The organism is Bacteroidia bacterium, from assembly GCA_016218155.1.
Taxonomy (GTDB): Bacteria; Bacteroidota; Bacteroidia; order Bacteroidales; family GWA2-32-17; genus GWA2-32-17.
Genome location: JACREQ010000075.1, coordinates 38,763 through 57,245, shown reverse-complemented (window position 1 = coordinate 57,245; position 18,483 = coordinate 38,763). Strand labels below are relative to the sequence as shown.

12 protein-coding genes are annotated in these 18,483 nt (G+C 31.6%); 10 read left to right on the top strand and 2 right to left on the bottom strand.

Translation table 11 applies throughout. The features are described 5' to 3' along the window. The first annotated feature begins 114 nt into the window (after positions 1 to 114). The 6 genes from HY951_13835 (at position 115) to HY951_13810 (ending at position 7,008) form a co-directional block, all read left to right on the top strand. On the top strand, positions 115 to 1,572 hold the full coding sequence (locus HY951_13835; GenBank protein MBI5541142.1) for a GWxTD domain-containing protein: 1,458 nt from the start codon (positions 115 to 117) through the stop codon (positions 1,570 to 1,572). Positions 1,573 to 1,667: 95 nt separating this feature from the next. Beyond that, the gene (locus HY951_13830; GenBank protein ID MBI5541141.1) at positions 1,668 to 2,696 is read left to right on the top strand and encodes a glycosyltransferase family 2 protein; all 1,029 of its coding nucleotides are present in this window, start codon (positions 1,668 to 1,670) and stop codon (positions 2,694 to 2,696) included. After that, entirely contained in the window at positions 2,693 to 3,355 is a 663-nt protein-coding gene (gene mnmD, locus HY951_13825) for a tRNA (5-methylaminomethyl-2-thiouridine)(34)-methyltransferase MnmD (GenBank protein MBI5541140.1), read from the top strand. The genes HY951_13830 and mnmD overlap by 4 nt, the downstream gene beginning before the upstream one ends. Before the next feature lie 187 nt (positions 3,356 to 3,542). After that, positions 3,543 to 4,013, top strand: a complete 471-nt coding sequence (locus HY951_13820; protein ID MBI5541139.1) for an NAD(P)H-dependent oxidoreductase subunit E — start codon at positions 3,543 to 3,545, stop codon at positions 4,011 to 4,013. A 20-nt stretch (positions 4,014 to 4,033) separates the two neighbouring features. After that, the gene (locus HY951_13815; protein ID MBI5541138.1) at positions 4,034 to 5,194 is read left to right on the top strand and encodes an NADH-quinone oxidoreductase subunit E; all 1,161 of its coding nucleotides are present in this window, start codon (positions 4,034 to 4,036) and stop codon (positions 5,192 to 5,194) included. Positions 5,195 to 5,220: 26 nt separating this feature from the next. Then, on the top strand, positions 5,221 to 7,008 hold the full coding sequence (locus HY951_13810) for an iron hydrogenase small subunit (protein ID MBI5541137.1): 1,788 nt from the start codon (positions 5,221 to 5,223) through the stop codon (positions 7,006 to 7,008). A 65-nt stretch (positions 7,009 to 7,073) separates the two neighbouring features. Here HY951_13810 and ligA read toward each other — a convergent pair whose 3' ends face one another. Further along, positions 7,074 to 9,086: an NAD-dependent DNA ligase LigA gene (gene ligA / locus HY951_13805; GenBank protein ID MBI5541136.1), complete on the bottom strand. Its 2,013-nt coding sequence runs from the start codon at positions 9,084 to 9,086 to the stop codon at positions 7,074 to 7,076. Between the two features lie 26 nt (positions 9,087 to 9,112). Further along, the gene (locus HY951_13800) at positions 9,113 to 9,616 is read right to left on the bottom strand and encodes a hypothetical protein (protein MBI5541135.1); all 504 of its coding nucleotides are present in this window, start codon (positions 9,614 to 9,616) and stop codon (positions 9,113 to 9,115) included. Between the two features lie 185 nt (positions 9,617 to 9,801). Between HY951_13800 and HY951_13795 the strand changes: the two genes are divergently transcribed. The 4 genes from HY951_13795 to HY951_13780 all read left to right on the top strand — a co-directional run bounded on the left by HY951_13795 (position 9,802) and on the right by HY951_13780 (position 18,319). Continuing rightward, positions 9,802 to 10,161 (top strand): hypothetical protein, encoded by a 360-nt coding sequence (locus tag HY951_13795; GenBank protein MBI5541134.1) that lies wholly within the window; start codon positions 9,802 to 9,804, stop codon positions 10,159 to 10,161. A 158-nt stretch (positions 10,162 to 10,319) separates the two neighbouring features. Next, positions 10,320 to 12,890 (top strand): T9SS type A sorting domain-containing protein, encoded by a 2,571-nt coding sequence (locus HY951_13790; protein MBI5541133.1) that lies wholly within the window; start codon positions 10,320 to 10,322, stop codon positions 12,888 to 12,890. Between the two features lie 153 nt (positions 12,891 to 13,043). Then, the gene (locus tag HY951_13785; protein MBI5541132.1) at positions 13,044 to 15,239 is read left to right on the top strand and encodes a T9SS type A sorting domain-containing protein; all 2,196 of its coding nucleotides are present in this window, start codon (positions 13,044 to 13,046) and stop codon (positions 15,237 to 15,239) included. 167 nt (positions 15,240 to 15,406) lie between these two features. Continuing rightward, entirely contained in the window at positions 15,407 to 18,319 is a 2,913-nt protein-coding gene (locus tag HY951_13780; GenBank protein ID MBI5541131.1) for a PKD domain-containing protein, read from the top strand. Positions 18,320 to 18,483 lie beyond the last annotated feature (164 nt).

The following is an 18,483-nucleotide window of genomic DNA, read 5'->3' as shown; positions in this document are numbered from 1 at the left end:
TGTTAGGAGACTTAGATGTTTTGTTAATATATTTAATGTGGTTTTTTGTGTTAAAATTTCGTAACTTTATATTAATAATTTTTGAAATTAATTAATAACCTAAATAGAAATATTATGAAAAAGTTAGGGGTATTTATATTATTAACTTTGATATATTGGCAGTCAAAATCTTCTGATTTGTCTGTATATTATTATTATTCTCCATTTTATAGTGCTGAAGTTGGTAATTATATAGAAACCTATTTAACTGTTGTTGGAAATTCTGCCGAATTTACTAAAGAAGAAAATGGTAAGTATAAGGCAATGGTTGAGATTACTATGCTTTTTAATCAGGACGGACAAGTTAAAGAATTTAGAAAATACAATTTAAAAAGCCCTGAAGTAAATGATACAAGCTCAAAGCCAAATTTTATTGATTTGCAAAGAATTAATTTAAAAGAAGGTTTATATAATTTTGAATTAAAGGTTAAAGATTTACAAAATGCAAACTCAAAAGAATTTGTTTTTCACGATATTATTACAATTGCCCATAACCCAAAGGAGATTCAGTTTTCCGGTGTTGAATATTTAGAAAAATTTTCGCCTACTAAAGAATCAAATCCATTAACAAGAAATGGGTATGATATGGTTCCTTATGTTGCAGATTTTTACCCTTCAAATATAAAAAATTTTGCATTTTATTTAGAAATATATAATACCAATGTAGTTTTTGGTGAAGCACAGGAATTTTTATTACAATATTATATTGAATCAATTTCTCAGCAAAAGCCAAGTGCTTATTATACCAGAACAAAGAAACAAAAAGCAGCAAGTGTAATCCCTTTAATGGGTGAGTTCTCAATTGATGGTTTAGAAACCGGTAATTATAATTTTGTAATTGAAATCAGAAATAAAGAAAATAAAGTAGTCTCAACTAAGAAATCGTTTTTTCAAAGAAGTAATCCAAAACAAAAAATACAATGGGAAAATATTGACCAGGTAAATGTTATGCAAACATTTGTTGAGGGAATTACATCTGTTGATACTTTGTTAGAGTATATAAATGAATTGTATCCAATTTCTGATGGTGCAGATTTAACTTATGCTCAGAACGCAATAAAATCAAGAGATTTAAGCTATATGCAAAAATATTTTTATGCGTTTTGGAAAGCAAAAAATTATTCCCTCCCTGAAGAAGAATGGAAGAAGTATAAAGAGCAGGTTGATTATGTAAATAAGCTTTATGGATCGCAAATTAAAAAGGGATATGAATCTGATAGAGGAAGGGTTTATTTACAATATGGTGCACCTAATAATACTACTCAAAATAATTCGTCAAATAACATTAATCCATATGAAATTTGGCATTATTATATAATAGACAATCAGCGTGATGGAGTATTTCTTTTTTATAATCCCGAAATAATGGGTAAAGACTACACTTTAATATACTCAAATGCAAAGAAAGAACTCTGTAAACCCAATATAACTACCCTTGTGGATAAGTTATCAAGAGGGAAATCATCATTATCCGAAAATTCTGACTGGTCTGCAAGATTGAAAGAAGATTTAAGAAAAGAAGGAATAAAATAATTCTTATATTTTATTGGTATTGAAAATATGCAGGAATTTACATTTGAAATTTGTGTATTTTTGAAAATTCATGTAGGTTTGGTAAATTTTTGTAAGTGGATAAATTAGCTGTAGTAATTTTAAACTGGAATGGGCGTGAACTTTTAGAAAAGTTTTTGCCTTCTGTTACAAGATATTCTGCTTTACCCGAAGTTAATGTATATGTTATAGATAATGGAAGTAATGATGATTCTGTTGCATTTTTGAATAATGTTTATCCTACAGTCAGAATTATTAAATTAAAAGAAAATTTTGGTTTTGCTGGTGGATATAATAAGGGATTAGAACAGATTGAAGCAAAGTATTTTTGTTTATTAAATAGTGATGTTGAAGTTACAGACGGGTGGTTAAATTCAATAATTTCAATACTTGATTTTAACGAACAGATTGCGGCTTGTCAGCCTAAAATTAGGTCTTATGTAAATAGAGATGAATTTGAATATGCTGGTGCTGCGGGAGGTTATATAGATAAATATGGATTTGCATTTTGCAAAGGAAGGTTATTTAATGTCTATGAGAAGGACAATGGTCAGTACAATAAATCTTCTCATATTTTCTGGGCTACTGGTGCATGTTTATTTATTCGTTCTGAAGTTTATTTTAATGTAGGAGGGCTGGATTTTGATTTCTTTGCTCATATGGAAGAAATTGATTTATGTTGGAGATTAAATTCGAGAGGTTATAAAATAGTATATGAGCCAAATTCTGTAGTGTATCATTTAGGTGGTGCAACATTAAGCAAAACAAATCCACGTAAAACTTATTTGAATTTTAGAAATAATCTATATTTATTATATAAAAATCTTCCTTCTGAAAAATTATTTAAAATTATTTTTACAAGAATGGTTCTTGATGGCATTGCTGCCATTAAATTCTTATTTAGTTTCGAGTTTGCTAATTTTTGGGCAGTATTTAAAGCTCATATGAGTTTTTATTTTTCTATCAGTAAATTCAAGGTAAAAAGAAATGTGAATTTAAAAGAAATGAAAGTTAAAGATTACAATACTATATATAATAAAAGTATAGTTGCCGATTTCTTCTTTAGAAAAAAGAAATATTTTAGTGATTTGCACTTTAATCCATGATGCAAAATAAACTTTCAGTAATTCAGACAGATGATGGTTCAACATCCGTTTATGATTTACAGTTTGGAGAAAATTTTCATTCAACATATGGAGCTATTGAAGAATCTAATCATGTATATATTGTAAATGGATTAAAACTCTTTCAAAAAGATGAGTTAAGAATACTAGAAGTTGGATTTGGTACAGGATTAAATTGTTTGCTAACCATTATAAATAAAGAAACAAATCAGAGAATTTACTATAATTCAATAGAAAAATTTCCGCTAAGTAAAGAACATATTGCAAAACTTAATTATTCAGATAAGTTAAAAGTATCAGATAAAATTTTTGAAAAAATTTCGAATGCTGAATGGGATAAACAATGCGAAATATCTGATAATTTTTATCTTAAAAAAATAAAAATAGATTTGTTAGACTTCATACCAGTTGACTTTTATGATATTATTTATTTTGATGCATTCAGTCCAAATGCTCAACCAGAATTATGGACTACCGAAATATTCAAAAAACTGTTTTATAACCTTAAACAAAATGGAATATTAACAACATATTCATCAAAAGGTGATGTTAAGCGTGCTTTGCGTTGTGCTGGTTTTGAGGTGTTTCGTATTGATGGTCCTAAAGGTAAAAGGCATATATTAAGAGCATTAAAGAAATAAATATTATAAGTAATAAATATCATCTTTTCAATAACATTTGTCATGTTAGTATTGTGATATTAAACATTTTTAATAATGTCAAATATCAGAAATTGAAAATTTTTATATCTCCAATTTTGTTACCATTATTAATGAAAATAAATTCTCAATTAAAATAAATTTTTAATTATCTAAATAAGTTAAAAAAATGGCAGATACAAAAGAGCTAATTACAACTTTAGCTAAAAAGCACGGAGTTGAACGAAAAAGTTTACTTCCGATTCTACAGGGCATTGTTGAAAAAGAAAATTTTCTTTCAAAAGATTCAATGCTAGAAGTAGCAAAAGTTCTTGATATTTCCGCAGCGGAAGTATATGGAACAGCATCTTTCTTTTCATTTCTTGATACAAAGGAAAGAGGTCAGTATGTTGTTAGGGTTTGCAAGTCTATGACTTGTGATATGAAAGGTAAAGAAGAAATCCTTGCAACAATTGAAAGTGTGTTAAAAATTAAAATTGGAGAAACTACTCAAGACAAAAAGTTCTCTTTGTTAGAAACAAATTGCCTTGGACTTTGTGATGAAGGACCTGCAATGCTTATTAACGATGATTATTTTGTAAAATTAACACCTGAAAAAATTCGCGAAATTTTTGGAAGGTATATAAGAAACGAAATTTAATTTAAAGGAGGACTATCAAAATGACAAATAAACCAAAAAAAGTAGATATTATTTTCAGCCCATATTCAGTTGCGCCTTATAAGATTCTAAAAGATACTATGAAGCGTACAAAAGAAGAAATAATAGCAGAATTAATAAGTTCAGGTTTAAGAGGCAGAGGTGGAGCAGGCTTTCCAACAGGAATGAAGTGGAAATTTGCAGCTGAACAAAAAAGTAGTGTGAAATATGTTATCTGTAACGCTGATGAAGGCGAACCAGGTACTTTTAAAGATAGAAAACTTTTAGTTGAAGTTCCAAGAAAGGTTATTTCCGGAATGGCAATTTGTGCTTGGGTAACAGGTGCTACAGAAGGTTTCATATATTTAAGAAGAGAATATAAATATTTAGTAAATGAACTTCAAAAAGAAATTGATCTTTTTAAAGTACATTCAAAAGAAGTTGGATTAAATTTTAATCTTCAAATATTTTTAGGTGCAGGTGCTTATGTTTGCGGTGAAGAAACTGCTCTTCTTGAATCAATGGAAGGCAAAAGAGGCGAACCAAGAAATAAACCACCTTATCCAATTCAGGATGGATTCCTTGGAAAACCAACTGTTGTGAATAATGTTGAAACTTTTGCATCTGCATCAATGGTATGTAGAATTGGTGCTACTGAATATAAAAAATTCGGAACAGCTGACCAGAGAGGTTCAAAATTATTTTCAATTTCAGGTGATTCTCCAAAAGAAGGAGTTTTTGAACTAGAACTTGGAATGAGCGTTGAAGCATTTGCTGCCGAATTTGGTGATGGCGATACAAAAGCTGTTCAGGTAGGTGGTGTTGCTGGATTCTGTGTTCCAAGAAAAGATTTTGCAAAAGCTATTATCGGTGATGGAAACACAACCGGAGGTTCTACAATGATATTCAATAGTTCAAGATCTATGTACAAAGTGTTACATAATTATTTGGATTTTTATGCTGAAGAGTCATGCGGACAATGTACACCATGCAGAATAGGATGTCAACAATTATTAAAAGGAATTGAAGCTGTTAAAAAAGGCGAAAAACCTGCTGAATACTTAGATCAATTACTTAAACTATCCGAATCGATGAGATTAACTTCAAAATGCGGACTAGGACAGTCAGTAACAAATTCGTTCTCTTCAATTGTAACAAATTTTAGAGAAGAAATGATTTATTAATAATTAATTGAATAAAAAAAAGTAAAATGGCTAATAATATAAAATTAACAATAGACGGACATCAGGTAACTGTAGAACAGGGAACCTCTATTTTAGATGCCGCAAAAAAAATCAATATTAAAATTCCAACACTTTGCCATCACGAAGATCTTTGTGTGGCTGGTAATTGTAGAATCTGTGTTGTAGAACAAGTAGGAAAACAAACTTTAACAGCTTCATGTGCAACTCCTGCTGATAACGGAATGGTAATTTTAACTTCATCTCCAAAAATCAGAAGAGCAAGAAAAGATATTATGGCTCTTTTAGTTTCTGAGCATAATACTCAATGTACAACTTGTTATAGAAGTACAAACTGCGAATTGCAAATTTTATCTGCAGAATATAATGTAGATAACTCAATTTACATGAGTGTTCTTAAGGAAAATGATTGTAAAATTGACAAAGCATCATGGTCTGTTGAAAAAGATAACAGTAAATGTATTCGTTGTCAGCGTTGTGTTAGAACATGCGCCGATATTCAACATGTAAATGCTCTTGCTGTAACTGAAAGAGGAAAAGATATGAAAATTTCTACTTTCATGCATTTACCTATGAACGAAATAGTATGTACAAACTGCGGACAGTGTATAACACATTGCCCAACAGGTGCATTAACTGAAAGAAGATACTATGATGAAATCTGGGCTGCAATTGATGATCCGGAAAAACATGTAATTATAAATACAGCTCCTGCTGTACGTGTTGCTTTGGGTGAAATGTTAGGATATCCGGTTGGAACAAGAGTAACTGGTAAAATGGTTACTGCTTTAAAGAAAATGGGATTCAATTCAGTATTGGATACCGATTTTACTGCCGACTTAACTATTATGGAAGAAGGAACAGAATTATTAGGTAGATTAAAAGATGCTTTGGTTCATAAAAAACCAGTATCACTTCCTATGATAACATCATGCTCACCAGGTTGGATTAAATTTATTGAGCATATGTATCCTGAGCATTTAGGACATCTTTCTTCATGTAAATCACCACAACAAATGTTCGGTGCATTAGCAAAAACTTATTATGCTGAGAAAAAAGGTATAGATCCTTCAAAAATTGTTAGCGTTGCAGGTATGCCTTGTGCTGCTAAGAAATTTGAAGCTAACAGACCTGAGATGAGAGATAGTGGTTATCAGGATGTAGATGCAGGATTAACAACCCGCGAACTTGGTTATATGATTAAACAATCAGGTTTAAACTTCCAGGATTTAGAAGAAGATTCATTTGATAAAATTATGGGTGAATCAACTGGTGCTGCTGTAATTTTCGGAGCTACCGGTGGTGTTATGGAAGCTGCATTAAGAACTGCTTATTTCCTAATAACAGGAAGAAATGTTCCATTTGAACATTTAAATATTCTTCCGGTTCGTGGTTTGGAAGGAATTAAAGCTGCAAGTATTAAGTTTGAAAATTGTTTACCAGAATATTCTTTCTTGGAAGGTGTTGAAGCTAAAGTTGCAATAGCACACGGTTTAACAAATGCTCGTTTAATAATGGATCAGATTGTTGCCGGAACTTCTCCATATCATTTCATCGAAGTTATGGCTTGTCCTGGAGGTTGTATTGGTGGCGGTGGTCAACCAATCCCAACAACTAATGAGATCAGACAAAAACGTATTGATGCAATTTATGCTGAAGATATGGGTAAACCAATTCGTATGTCGCATGAAAATCCTGAGGTAGCTCAGATTTATGCTGAATACTTAAAGGTTCCACTTGGTGAAAAATCACATCATTTGTTACATACCAAGTACAGAAAAAGAAACAGATATTAAAATGTTAAAAAAAGCTGCTCAAACGAGCAGCTTTTTTATTTTTAACCTCAAAAATCTGTTAGGTTTTAATCCAATTCTATTAGTTTTAAAAATTCAGTAACTGAAATAATCTGAACATTTAATTTCTCAGCTTTTTCTATTTTATCTGGTCCAGGTTTTTCTCCTGCAACAATAAATGTAGTACTTTTGGATACTGACTTTACAAGTTTTCCACCATAATTTAATACAAGTTCTTCAAGTTTTTTTCTATCAAATGGTTTTGGAAAACTACCGGTAACTACAATGCTTTTTTCTTTAAGAAGGGCAGGGTATATAATCTGATTTTCCAGATTTTCAGAAAATTGAATACCAGCATTTTTTAGTTCATTTATTAAAATGATATTTTCTGGATTCTGAAAGTATGAAATAACACTTGATGCAATTTTATCGCCTACTTCATCAACTGCTAACAAATCTTCAGAAGTACTACTAATTATCGCATCAATGTTTTTGAAATGGATTGCTAATTTTCGTGCTACAGTTTCGCCAACAAACCTGATTCCAAGAGCAAATAACACTTTCTGAAAAGGAATTTCTTTTGATTTTTCAATTCCTGTCAACATGTTATCTGCAGATTTTTCTGCAAATCTTTCAAGTTTTAAAATCTGTTCTTTTTGTAATTTATAAATGTCGGCAACAGATTTTATTAATCCATTTTGATAAAGCAAGTCAACGGTTTCTTCTCCAAGTCCGTCAATATTCATTGCTTTGCGGGATATGAAGTGTTCTATTTTTCCTTTTACCTGAGGCGGACAATTTTCATTAGGACAAAAATGACCGGCTTCATTTTCATTGCGTACTAGCTTTGAGTTGCATTCTGGACAGTACTCTATAAAATTAAAAACTGTAGAATTTTCATTACGTAGGTTTGTGTCAACAGAAATAATTTTTGGAATAATTTCTCCGCCTTTTTCAACTAACACAGTATCTCCAATGCGAATATCAAGCATTTCAATCTGATCGGCATTGTGTAATGTTGCACGTTTAACGGTAGTTCCGGCTAACAACACAGGTTCAAGATTAGCAACAGGTGTAATAATTCCTGTTCTTCCTACCTGAAAAGCAATAGAAAGTAATTTTGTTTTTACCTGTTCTGCCTGAAATTTATAAGCAATAGCCCAACGTGGACTTTTTGCAGTAAAACCTAATTCTTCTTGCTGAGCAACTGAATTTACTTTTATAACAATTCCATCAATATCAAATTTTAGGTTATGCCTTTCAGTTTCCCAATACTTTATGAAATCGAAAATTTCAACTTCAGAACTACATAATTTAATATACTCAGGAACATTAAATCCCCATGATTTTGCAATTTGTAAATTTTTAAAATGACTTTCAAAAGGAATGTTTTCGCCTAATAAGAAGTATAAAAAACATTCAAGTTGCCTGTTTGCAACTATTGATGAATCTAATGTTTTTAATGTTCCAGCTGCTGCATTTCGCGGATTTGCAAAAGCCTGTTCACCTGCTGTTTCTTTTTCGTTGTTTAATCTGTTAAAAACATCACGAGTCATTATTACTTCGCCTCGAATTACAAATTTATTAGGTACGTTGTTAATATTTATATTTTTTGGTATTGATTTAATCGTATTTACATTTGATATTACATTGTCACCAATTGTTCCATCGCCACGTGTTAATGCTTTAGTTAGTATTCCGTTTTCGTAAATTAAACTTATTGATGCCCCGTCAAATTTTAGTTCGCAAACATATTCAGGAAAAAAGCCAATTAGTTTTTCAGTTCTTGTAAAAAAAGCTTGTAATTCTTCTTTTGAATATGTGTTTCCTAATGATAACATTGGATATTCATGAGTAAATTGTTCAAAACCCTTTACTTTGTCGCTTCCAACTTTTTGACTAGGAGATGATGAGTCTATGAATTCCGGGAAAAGTTTTTCTAACTGAACAAGATCATTCATTAAAATATCATATTCAAAATCAGAAATTGTAGGTTGATTAAGAATATAATATTGTTCGTTATGCTTTTTTAATGCTTCTCTTAATAAATCAATGCGCTTTTTTGCTTCTTCTTTTTTCATGAAAAAAATATAGAAAAATGGAATTTTTATTCTGATTTAATTTCTTCTAATTTGAAATTATATTTTCTTGAAAATTCCTCCTGAAATTTGTTAAATTCAAGTAATTGTAATTGTATCTTTTTATAAGCGTTATTCCAATAATTGTTAAGTTTATTTTCATCTTCAATAGTGTATAATGAATCTGGCAGTAAATAAATATTAATTATTTGATTATACTCATTTGTGGCAATATCTTTATAAACTTCAAATAAAGACATAATATTTTTTTTGTATTCATCAGTTTTATCAAATGCCTCAGCTTGGTTTATTTTAATAGTTGATTCTTCAATTTGCTTAATTATTTTATTATGAGTAGGTAGTAATTTTTTAGATATGTTACTGTCTAGACAATAATTTAATGAGTCAAATAATGTAGATATTTTTAATTGTTCATCAATCATTAAATCATTATATTTTACAGCTTCTTCAGTTGAAGGAGAACAGGATACAGCTAATAACCCTGTAAAAAATAAAAGTAAGTAAATATTCATTTTCATAAAAAACATGCAAAAAAACAAAGCTATAATTAATTTAAATCTGGTCAAAAGAATATTTAAACTAAATATTTTTACTTTTGTGTAAACGTTAACAATATTGATGTTAAATGTCCAAAATGATAAATAAATTATTTTGTTAATTATGTTTGATTGTATTAATTAATATTAATAGTAAACTCATGAAAATTATTTTTTTAAATATTTTGTTATTTCTTGTTGTACAGCAAAATGCTTGTAATAAACAAAAAAGTACTACTCAGAAAACTATTTATACCGATTTTGGATCATGTTATGATGAAAGGGAAACTGTAAAAGTTTTAGAAAAATGTAAAGGAAAAATAATTAAAATTTCAGATAATTTATGGGCAATTCAGCCTGATGATAATGAAATAAGAAGGTTGGGAATTTGTCAGATGAATGAGGAATTAAAAAAAGAGAATTTACAAATTATTTTTACTGGTGAAATAAAGAAAGTTGCTCCTACAGAAAGATTTGCTGCAAACCCATTCAAGATTAAAGAATTAATAATTGCAGATTAATTTACACAATTGTTTTTAATTGTAATTTGCTCATATTTAATATTCAGTATAAATATATTAATAAAAAATTCTTTATTCTTTTTTTTTAACTTTTTTTATACTTTTATGCAACTAAAGAAAACAATCTTATGTCTATGCTAAATTAAAACCAAAATTTTATGAAAAAACTATTATCATTTTTATTGATTTTTACGTTTTCGTTTGGATTAATGGCTCAACAAACAGAGTCAAACAAACGAATTTGTGCAACAGATGATGTTCATCAACAAAGAATGAACACAGATCCTGTATATGCAAAAAACTTTGCTGAGTTAGAAAGCTTTGTTAATAAATTTGTTGCTGAACATCCAAATGGATATTCACCAAAAGCTGTGGTAACAATTCCGGTTGTTTTTCACGTAGTATTAACAAGTGCTCAATTTGCTTCATTTCCTGATTCAAGAATTACTGAGCAAATGACTGTTTTAAACAGAGACTATGCAGGTCTTAATACTCATTCAATGGGAGCATTTTCAACTTCATTAAAGTCAAATACTGAACTCCAGTTTTGCCTTGCAGCAGTAAATCCTACAGGTGGTGCTACAAATGGAATTGAAAAGAAAGTATTATCAACTAGTCAAACATGGGGAACTTCTTCAAATATTAAACATACAGCTTCAGGTGGTTTGGATGCATGGGATGTAAATCAATATTTAAATATTTGGGTTTGTAATTTGGGTGGTGGACTTTGCGGTTATGCGCTTTATCCAACTGCTCCTTTAAGTAATGAATATGGTTTGGTTTGTCATTATCAGTATGTTGGTGTTACTGGTGCTTCTGCACCATTTAATTTAGGTGGCACAACAACTCACGAAATAGGTCACTGTTTTAATTTAAAACATATTTGGGCTGATGCAGCAGGATGTTCTCCTGATGATTTAATTGCTGATACCCCACCTCAGGATCAGGAAAATTATGGAACTCCTTCAAGTCCTTTATATGATGCTTGTTCAACAACCTCTCCTGGTGTTATGTTTATGAATTTTATGGATTATGTTGACGATGTAGCATATGCTAATTTTACTCCTGGACAGAAAACGAGAATACAAGCATGTTTTACAGCTGGTGGACCTTTATATAATTTAAGTTTATCTACTGTATGTTCAAGTCCATCTGCAGATCCTGTTGCTGCTTTTACTGGTGCACCTTTAACTGTTAATGCTGGAGGTCAGGTAACTTACACAAGTCAATCTACCGGAACAATTACTTCCTATAGTTGGTCATTCCCTGGTGGTACTCCTTCTACATCTACTAGTGCTGGTCCAGTAACTGTAACATATAATACAGTTGGAGTTTATAATGCAGCTTTAACAGTAGGAACCCCATCAAATACTTTAACTAAAACAAGCTATGTTACTGTTACAGCTCCTGGAACTACAATTTGTGGTGACTGGAATACTGTTCAGAATACAGGATTTGCAACACAATACAGAGGTATTTCTTCTATAAATATTGTTGATGCAAATACGGTTTGGGCACCTGCTTATAATGGCTCAGGAACAGGTGGGTCTTATACACAGGAATATACAAGAACCTCAAATGGTGGAACAACATGGACTGCTGGGAAAATTAACGGTTATGCTGCATATAGCATTGCAAATATTTCTGCAGTTAGCGCAACAAATGCTTGGGCATGTTTATTTGATACAGCAAATGGTGGTGGTAAAATAATGGTAACAACAAACGGTGGAACATCCTGGACTCAACAGACAACAGCTGCGTTTAATACTAGTAGCTGGGCTGATTTTGTGCACTTCTTTAATGCAAATGACGGTATTGCAGTAGGTGATCCAAATGGAGGATATTGGGAAATTTATAAAACATCAAATGGTGGTACCACATGGGCAAGAGTTGCAACAGGAAATATACCTGCACCTTCTAGTACAAGTGAGTATGGCTGGACAGGAGTATTTAGTGCAGTAGGTAATACTGTATGGTTTTCTTCAAATACGGGAAGGGTTTATAAATCTACTGATAAGGGAGCTACATGGACAATGGCAGCAACTGGTGCAACAGATATTAATGAAGTGAAATTTATTGATGCAAATAATGGAATAGCCACAAAAAAAGTATATAATACTACAACTGGTGCACTAACAACTTTTTCAACATATAGAACTACTAATGGTGGTACATCTTGGACAGCATTTACTCCAACAGGTTCTGTAAATACTAGTGAAATGGCTCCTGTTCCTGGAACAACAAGTACATGGTATTCAGTAGGTGGAGTTTGGCCATATGTTGCAAGTACTTATGGTTCTTCATACAGTACAGATAATGGTGCGTCATGGACAGCAATTGATGCTTTGCAGTATACAGCTGTTAGTTTCTTTAATGCTAATACAGGATGGGCAGGTGGATTTAATACCAGTGCTTCAGCAGAAGGTATTTTTAAATGGACTCCATGTGCTACAATTGTTAATGATAATAGTAGTATAGCAAGAGATATTCTTATTTATCCTAATCCTGCAGGAAATGAAATTAATATCCTGATGCCTTATTCAGATGGCGAAAAAATTAATATTAACATTATGGATATATATGGTAAACTTTGTAAAAAAATAGTTGTTTATAATAATATTGATAATGCTGCTAAGATTGATATTAGTGAATTGTCTAATGGAATTTATTTAATTCAGGGTGAGTCTTCAAATGGTAAGTTTGTAAGTAAAATCTCTGTTGTTAAATAAGGGTAATTAAAATAATTATTAAAAGCGACCACTTCTTGCAAATGGTCGCTTTTTTATTTTAATAAATAATATGTTTTTAAATAGTTTTTTGTATTTTTATAAAAGAAATGATTTGAATGATTTCTGATATAATAATCTAAAATGCTGCATAGTATGAAAAGAATAATACTTTTTACTTTCTTTTTTATTGTAATAGTAAATTATAATAATGCTCAAATTAGCCATGGTGGTTTACCGCTAAGTTTTAGCCTTAATTTAAAATCAAATATTGATAAAGTAGAAATAAAACCACTTGCTGTAAATTATGTAAATAATGAGGACCTTAAATTTCCTAAAGATGGCAAACCTCCAAGGGTTGGTTATGGTTTAGCTGCTGATTTATCTTTGAATAACTCTGGTACTTGGACAATTTTAGAAGATGGCAGCAAGATTTGGCAATTGCAAATTAAATCACAAAGTGCGTTGGCGTTGGGTGTTTATTTTGATTTGTTTCACTTGCCAGTAGGCAGTAATCTCTATTTATATAATGAAGATAAAACACAGGTAATTGGTTCTTTTAATTGGCTTAATAATGATGAGTCAAAATTGTTTGCAACTGAGATGATATATGGTGATTTAGTGAATATTGAATATTATGAACCAAAAGAAGTTTTTTCAAAACCAGAATTTCACATTAATAATATAGCATATTTTTATAGGGGAGTTTCTGATTATAAAAATCCGTCATGGACTGAGCCATCTGAGTCATGTGAGGTGAATGTGAATTGTAGTCCGGTTGGAAATAACTGGCAGGATGAAAAAAAAGGAGTAGCAAGAATAGCAATTCAAATTGCAGGAAGCTATTATTGGTGTTCAGGCTCTTTAATAAATAACACTAATCAGGATTGTACTCCTTATTTTCTTTCAGCATTTCATTGTTATGAGGGAGCAACTGCATCAGACCTTAATCAATGGATTTTTTATTTTAACTATGAGGCTTCAGGGTGCACAACTCCATCAAATGAGCCGAGTTCTAATACTATGACAGGTGCTACATTAAAAGCTGATGCAAATATTGTAGGAGGCTCTGATTTATTGTTGTTGCAGCTAAATCAAACAGTTCCTAATAGTTATCATGCATATATGAATGGATGGAATAGAGCAAATTCTTTCCCTGGACCAGGTGTTGGCATTCATCATCCTGCTGGCAGTATTAAGAAAATTTCAACTTTTACCAATGCTGCAACAGGTACATATAATAGTGCCACAGCAGATGCTCATTGGACTTTGTCATGGGTTTCAAATTCAAACGGATGGGGTGTTACAGAAGGTGGGTCGTCAGGTTCGCCTTTATTTGATGCAAATAGTAGAATTGTTGGCACTTTAACAGGAGGTTCTTCATATTGCACTTCTCAAACAGCTGCTGATTATTATGGTAAAATGTATTATCACTGGGATCTGAATTCAGGCGGTTCTTCTGCGCAATTAAAAACATGGTTAGATCCTGCAGGTTCTGGTGTAACAACTTTGAATGGTAAATATTGTGACGGAAGTGGAACAACACCTGTATGTGCAACAGTTAATTTAATGTCAAGTGGTCTATACTGGAATTCATATGCAAATGGAAATAATTCATATGGTGATTTAGCAAAGGCAAATTATTTTGTTACAACAAATCAACAATCAATTCAGGATGTTGAAGTACAGTTTATATATGCCAAAGGTACTGGTAATGCAACTTTAGGTATTTGGAATAATTCAGGTTCAGCTGGTTCTCCTGGCTCATCACCAATTGCAACCAAAACTGTTCCTATTAGTACTATTATTTCTGATATTAATGCAAGTCCTATAAGATCAACATCATTTCATTTTACCTCTCCTGTAACACTTTCGGGTCCTTGTTATGTAGGAGTTATTTTGCCTACTAATTCAGGCGACACTGTCGTAATTTGGGCAGATACTTCGGTTAATTCATCTTATAACGTTGCTTGGGAAAGATGGAGCATTGCAAATGGTGGTGGATGGTATGCTTATAATAATCCATCATCTTGGAATAAAAATGTTGCACTAGCAATTTGGCCTGTGGTATGCACTCCTTCTGCTATTAATGAGATTGAATCTTTGCCGGTTTCAGTTTTCCCAAATCCTGCTAAAGAAGAAATTTTTATAGTACTTCCTTATAAAGCAGGTGAAAAAGTAGAAATATCTTTATATGATATTTTCGGAAAACTATGCAAGATTTATAATGTTGTATCTGCTGAAAATGAACAGGTAAGACTTGATCTAAGTAATCTTAGTAATGGAATCTACATTTTAAATGGTAAATCAATAAGCGTGAAATTTATTGAGAAAATTACTGTAATAAGATAGTTTTTGTAAATCAGAAAGTTAAAAAGCGACTAATGGTCGCTTTTTTTATTTAAAACAGAGCAACCTTTATGAGTATTAATCGTCTACTAAAAGGTTTTAAAATTATGTTTTTTTGAAATAGATTTTTTTTATCTTTACGAGTAAAACTTTTGAAAAATAAGAACAATATGAAATACATTTTTACTTTTTTAATTGCAGTTTTAATGTCGGTAGTTTTATTTGCTCAGAATAATACTACAAGCACAAAGCGTAAATGTGGTTTTGAAGAAGTTCAGAAATGGCGTTTACAAAATGAACCTGGATATGCAGAGGTTTATCAGAAATTACAGGATTTTACAAATAAATTTGTTGCTGATCACCCAAATGGCTATTCTCCAAAAGCTGTAATAACAATACCTGTTGTTTTTCATATTGTTTTATCTACTGCTCAACAAGCTACTTTTGCCGATTTAAGATGTACTGAACAAATAGCTGTGATGAATCAGGATTATGCAGGATTAAATACCCATTCAATGGGACCCTTTGCTGCAAGCTTAAAAACCAATACAGATCTTCAGTTTTGTTTGGCTACAATTAGTCCTACTGGAGCTGCAACAAATGGAATTGAAAGAAGAGACTGGGCTGGAGCACCATGGGGTACAAGCTCAGATGTAAAACATTTTGCAACCGGAGGTTTAGATAGTTGGCCAACTACAGATTATTTAAATATTTGGGTTTGTGATCTTGGAGGAGGCTTATGTGGATATGCACTTACTCCAGGTGGTGCTGCTACAAATCCTGAATACGGATTGGTAAATCATTATGAATATACAGGTGTTACTGGTGCTTCACCACCATATAATTTAGGTGGCACAGGTACTCATGAAAGTGGTCACTGTTTTGATTTAAAACATACATGGGGAGATGCTGGTGGTTGTTCACCTGACGATTTAGTTGCTGATACTCCTCCTCAGGATATTGAGACTTATGGCAATCCAACACCTCCTTTGTTAGATGCTTGTTCGGGAACTGCTCCTGGAATTATGTATATGAATTTTATGGATTATGTTGATGATATAGCATATGCAAATTTCACTCCAGGTCAGAAAACAAGAATTCAGGCTTGTTTTGCTCCGGGTGGACCTCTTGAGCAACTTGGACAATCTGCTAAATGTGGCGTTCCATTAGTTGCTGATTTTGTTGGTGTACCATGTGTTCCTTTAACAGTAAATATTGGCGGATTGGTTGATTTTACTGATTTAACAACTGGTAACCCAACTGCATGGCAATGGACTTTTACAGGAGCAGGTGCCGGTCCTGGACCTTTAACATCAACAATACAAAATCCTCAAAATATTCAATATAATACAGTAGGTTTATTCCCTGTTAAATTAAAAGTTACAAAACCAAATTTTGCAGATAGTATCACCAAGATAGCTTATATTGAAGTTATAGATCCTGCAGCTGTAAATTGTGATTTTGTTGGAAACCCAACAGTTATTTTATCAGGAAATACAGTTGATTTTACTGATTTAAGTACAAATGTTCCAACTTCATGGCAATGGACTTTTGATGGGGGTGTACCAAATACTTCAACAGTTAAGAATCCACAAAATATACTTTATAGCACTCCAGGTATTTATAACGTATGGCACAGGGCTGCAAATGCTGCAACAAATGATACTTTAACAAAACTTGGATATATTAAGGTAATTGATCCTGCTGATATACCACATGCTGATTTTATGGCAGATTTCACAATCAGACCTGTTGGCTCTAATATTAATTTCACAAATTTATCCACTGGTATTTATGATTCTCTTCATTGGTATTTTAGTGGTGCTGTTCCAACTAATTCTGTTGTAAATAATCCTGCATTAGTTAATTATCCAGTTATTGGGGATTTTGATGTGACACTAATCTTATTTAGTGGTTATGGTAATGATACATTAACAAAGCAACTGTATATTCATATTTTTGATCCTGCAATTGCTGACACGGTTCATGCTAATTTCCATGCAACTACCGGTAGATTAATAGTTCAGGGTGGAGCAGTTAGCTTTGAAGATTTGTCAATTGGAAATATTACAGGATGGCAGTGGACATTCCAGGGTGGAACACCTGCAACTTCTACAACTCAGAATCCACAAAATATTGTTTATTCTACTCCTGGTATATATGATGTTTGTTTAATTGTTAGCAACGCTACTTTCCGTGATACTTTATGTAAAACTGATTATGTTGTTGTAACAACAGAAACATGGCCTGATCCTAATGGTTTCTGTGATACAGTTTCTAATATTTATCAAGGCGAGCATCCATTAACATTTATGCATCTTACTCCACAACATTGGGGATATTTCCCAGGACATAACCAACTTTTATATAAATATTATGCTGATAAAGTAACAAATTATACTTTTACAGATGTTACAGGTTTGGTAGTGCCAGTTGTTAAGGCTTATAGCGCTTCACCAAATAATAAAGTCAGATTTACAGTATGGGATGTAAATAGTCAAGGATTACCTGGAAATAGAATAGGATATAAAGACGAATTAATAAGTTCTTTTACTCCATATTTATATCATCCTGTTCACTTTACTACACCTATTCCTGTAAATGGAGAATTCTTTGTTGGATTTGAGTTGTTTTATAATTCTCCTGCTGATACATTTGTTGTGTATATGGCTCCTAATCGTGGTATTACTGGTACAAATAATTTGTATTTAAGAAAAACTACAGCTTCTGCCTGGAAAACCCCAACTGAATTCTTTAATGATACCATGCTTGTTAATACAACACTTGCAATTCAAATTCAAGGTTGTTTAGTTGGTATTGAAGAAATAGATATGGATAATCAGATTTCAATCTATCCTAATCCAGCATATGATAAACTAAATATTGAATTGATAGATGTTATTACAAATTCTTTTGATTGTAAAGTTTATGATTTAACAGGGCGCAGTATAGGTGTTGAACCTTTTGAAACTAACTCAAATCATTATGAAATAGATTTAAGCAGGTTTAATAGTGGAATTTATTTACTTGAACTAAATGTAAATAATCAAAAGGTAACAAAGAAAATATCTGTAATAAAATAATTAAGCACTGGCTTAAATAACAATATAAAAAAGACTGTTTCAATTTTGAAACAGTCTTTTTTATATAGATATAATCAATGCGAGTTCGATATAAAATAATAGAATATATATTGTTTTGTTACTTCGTTGCGGATAATTAACAACGTTTTCTTATAACAAGTTAG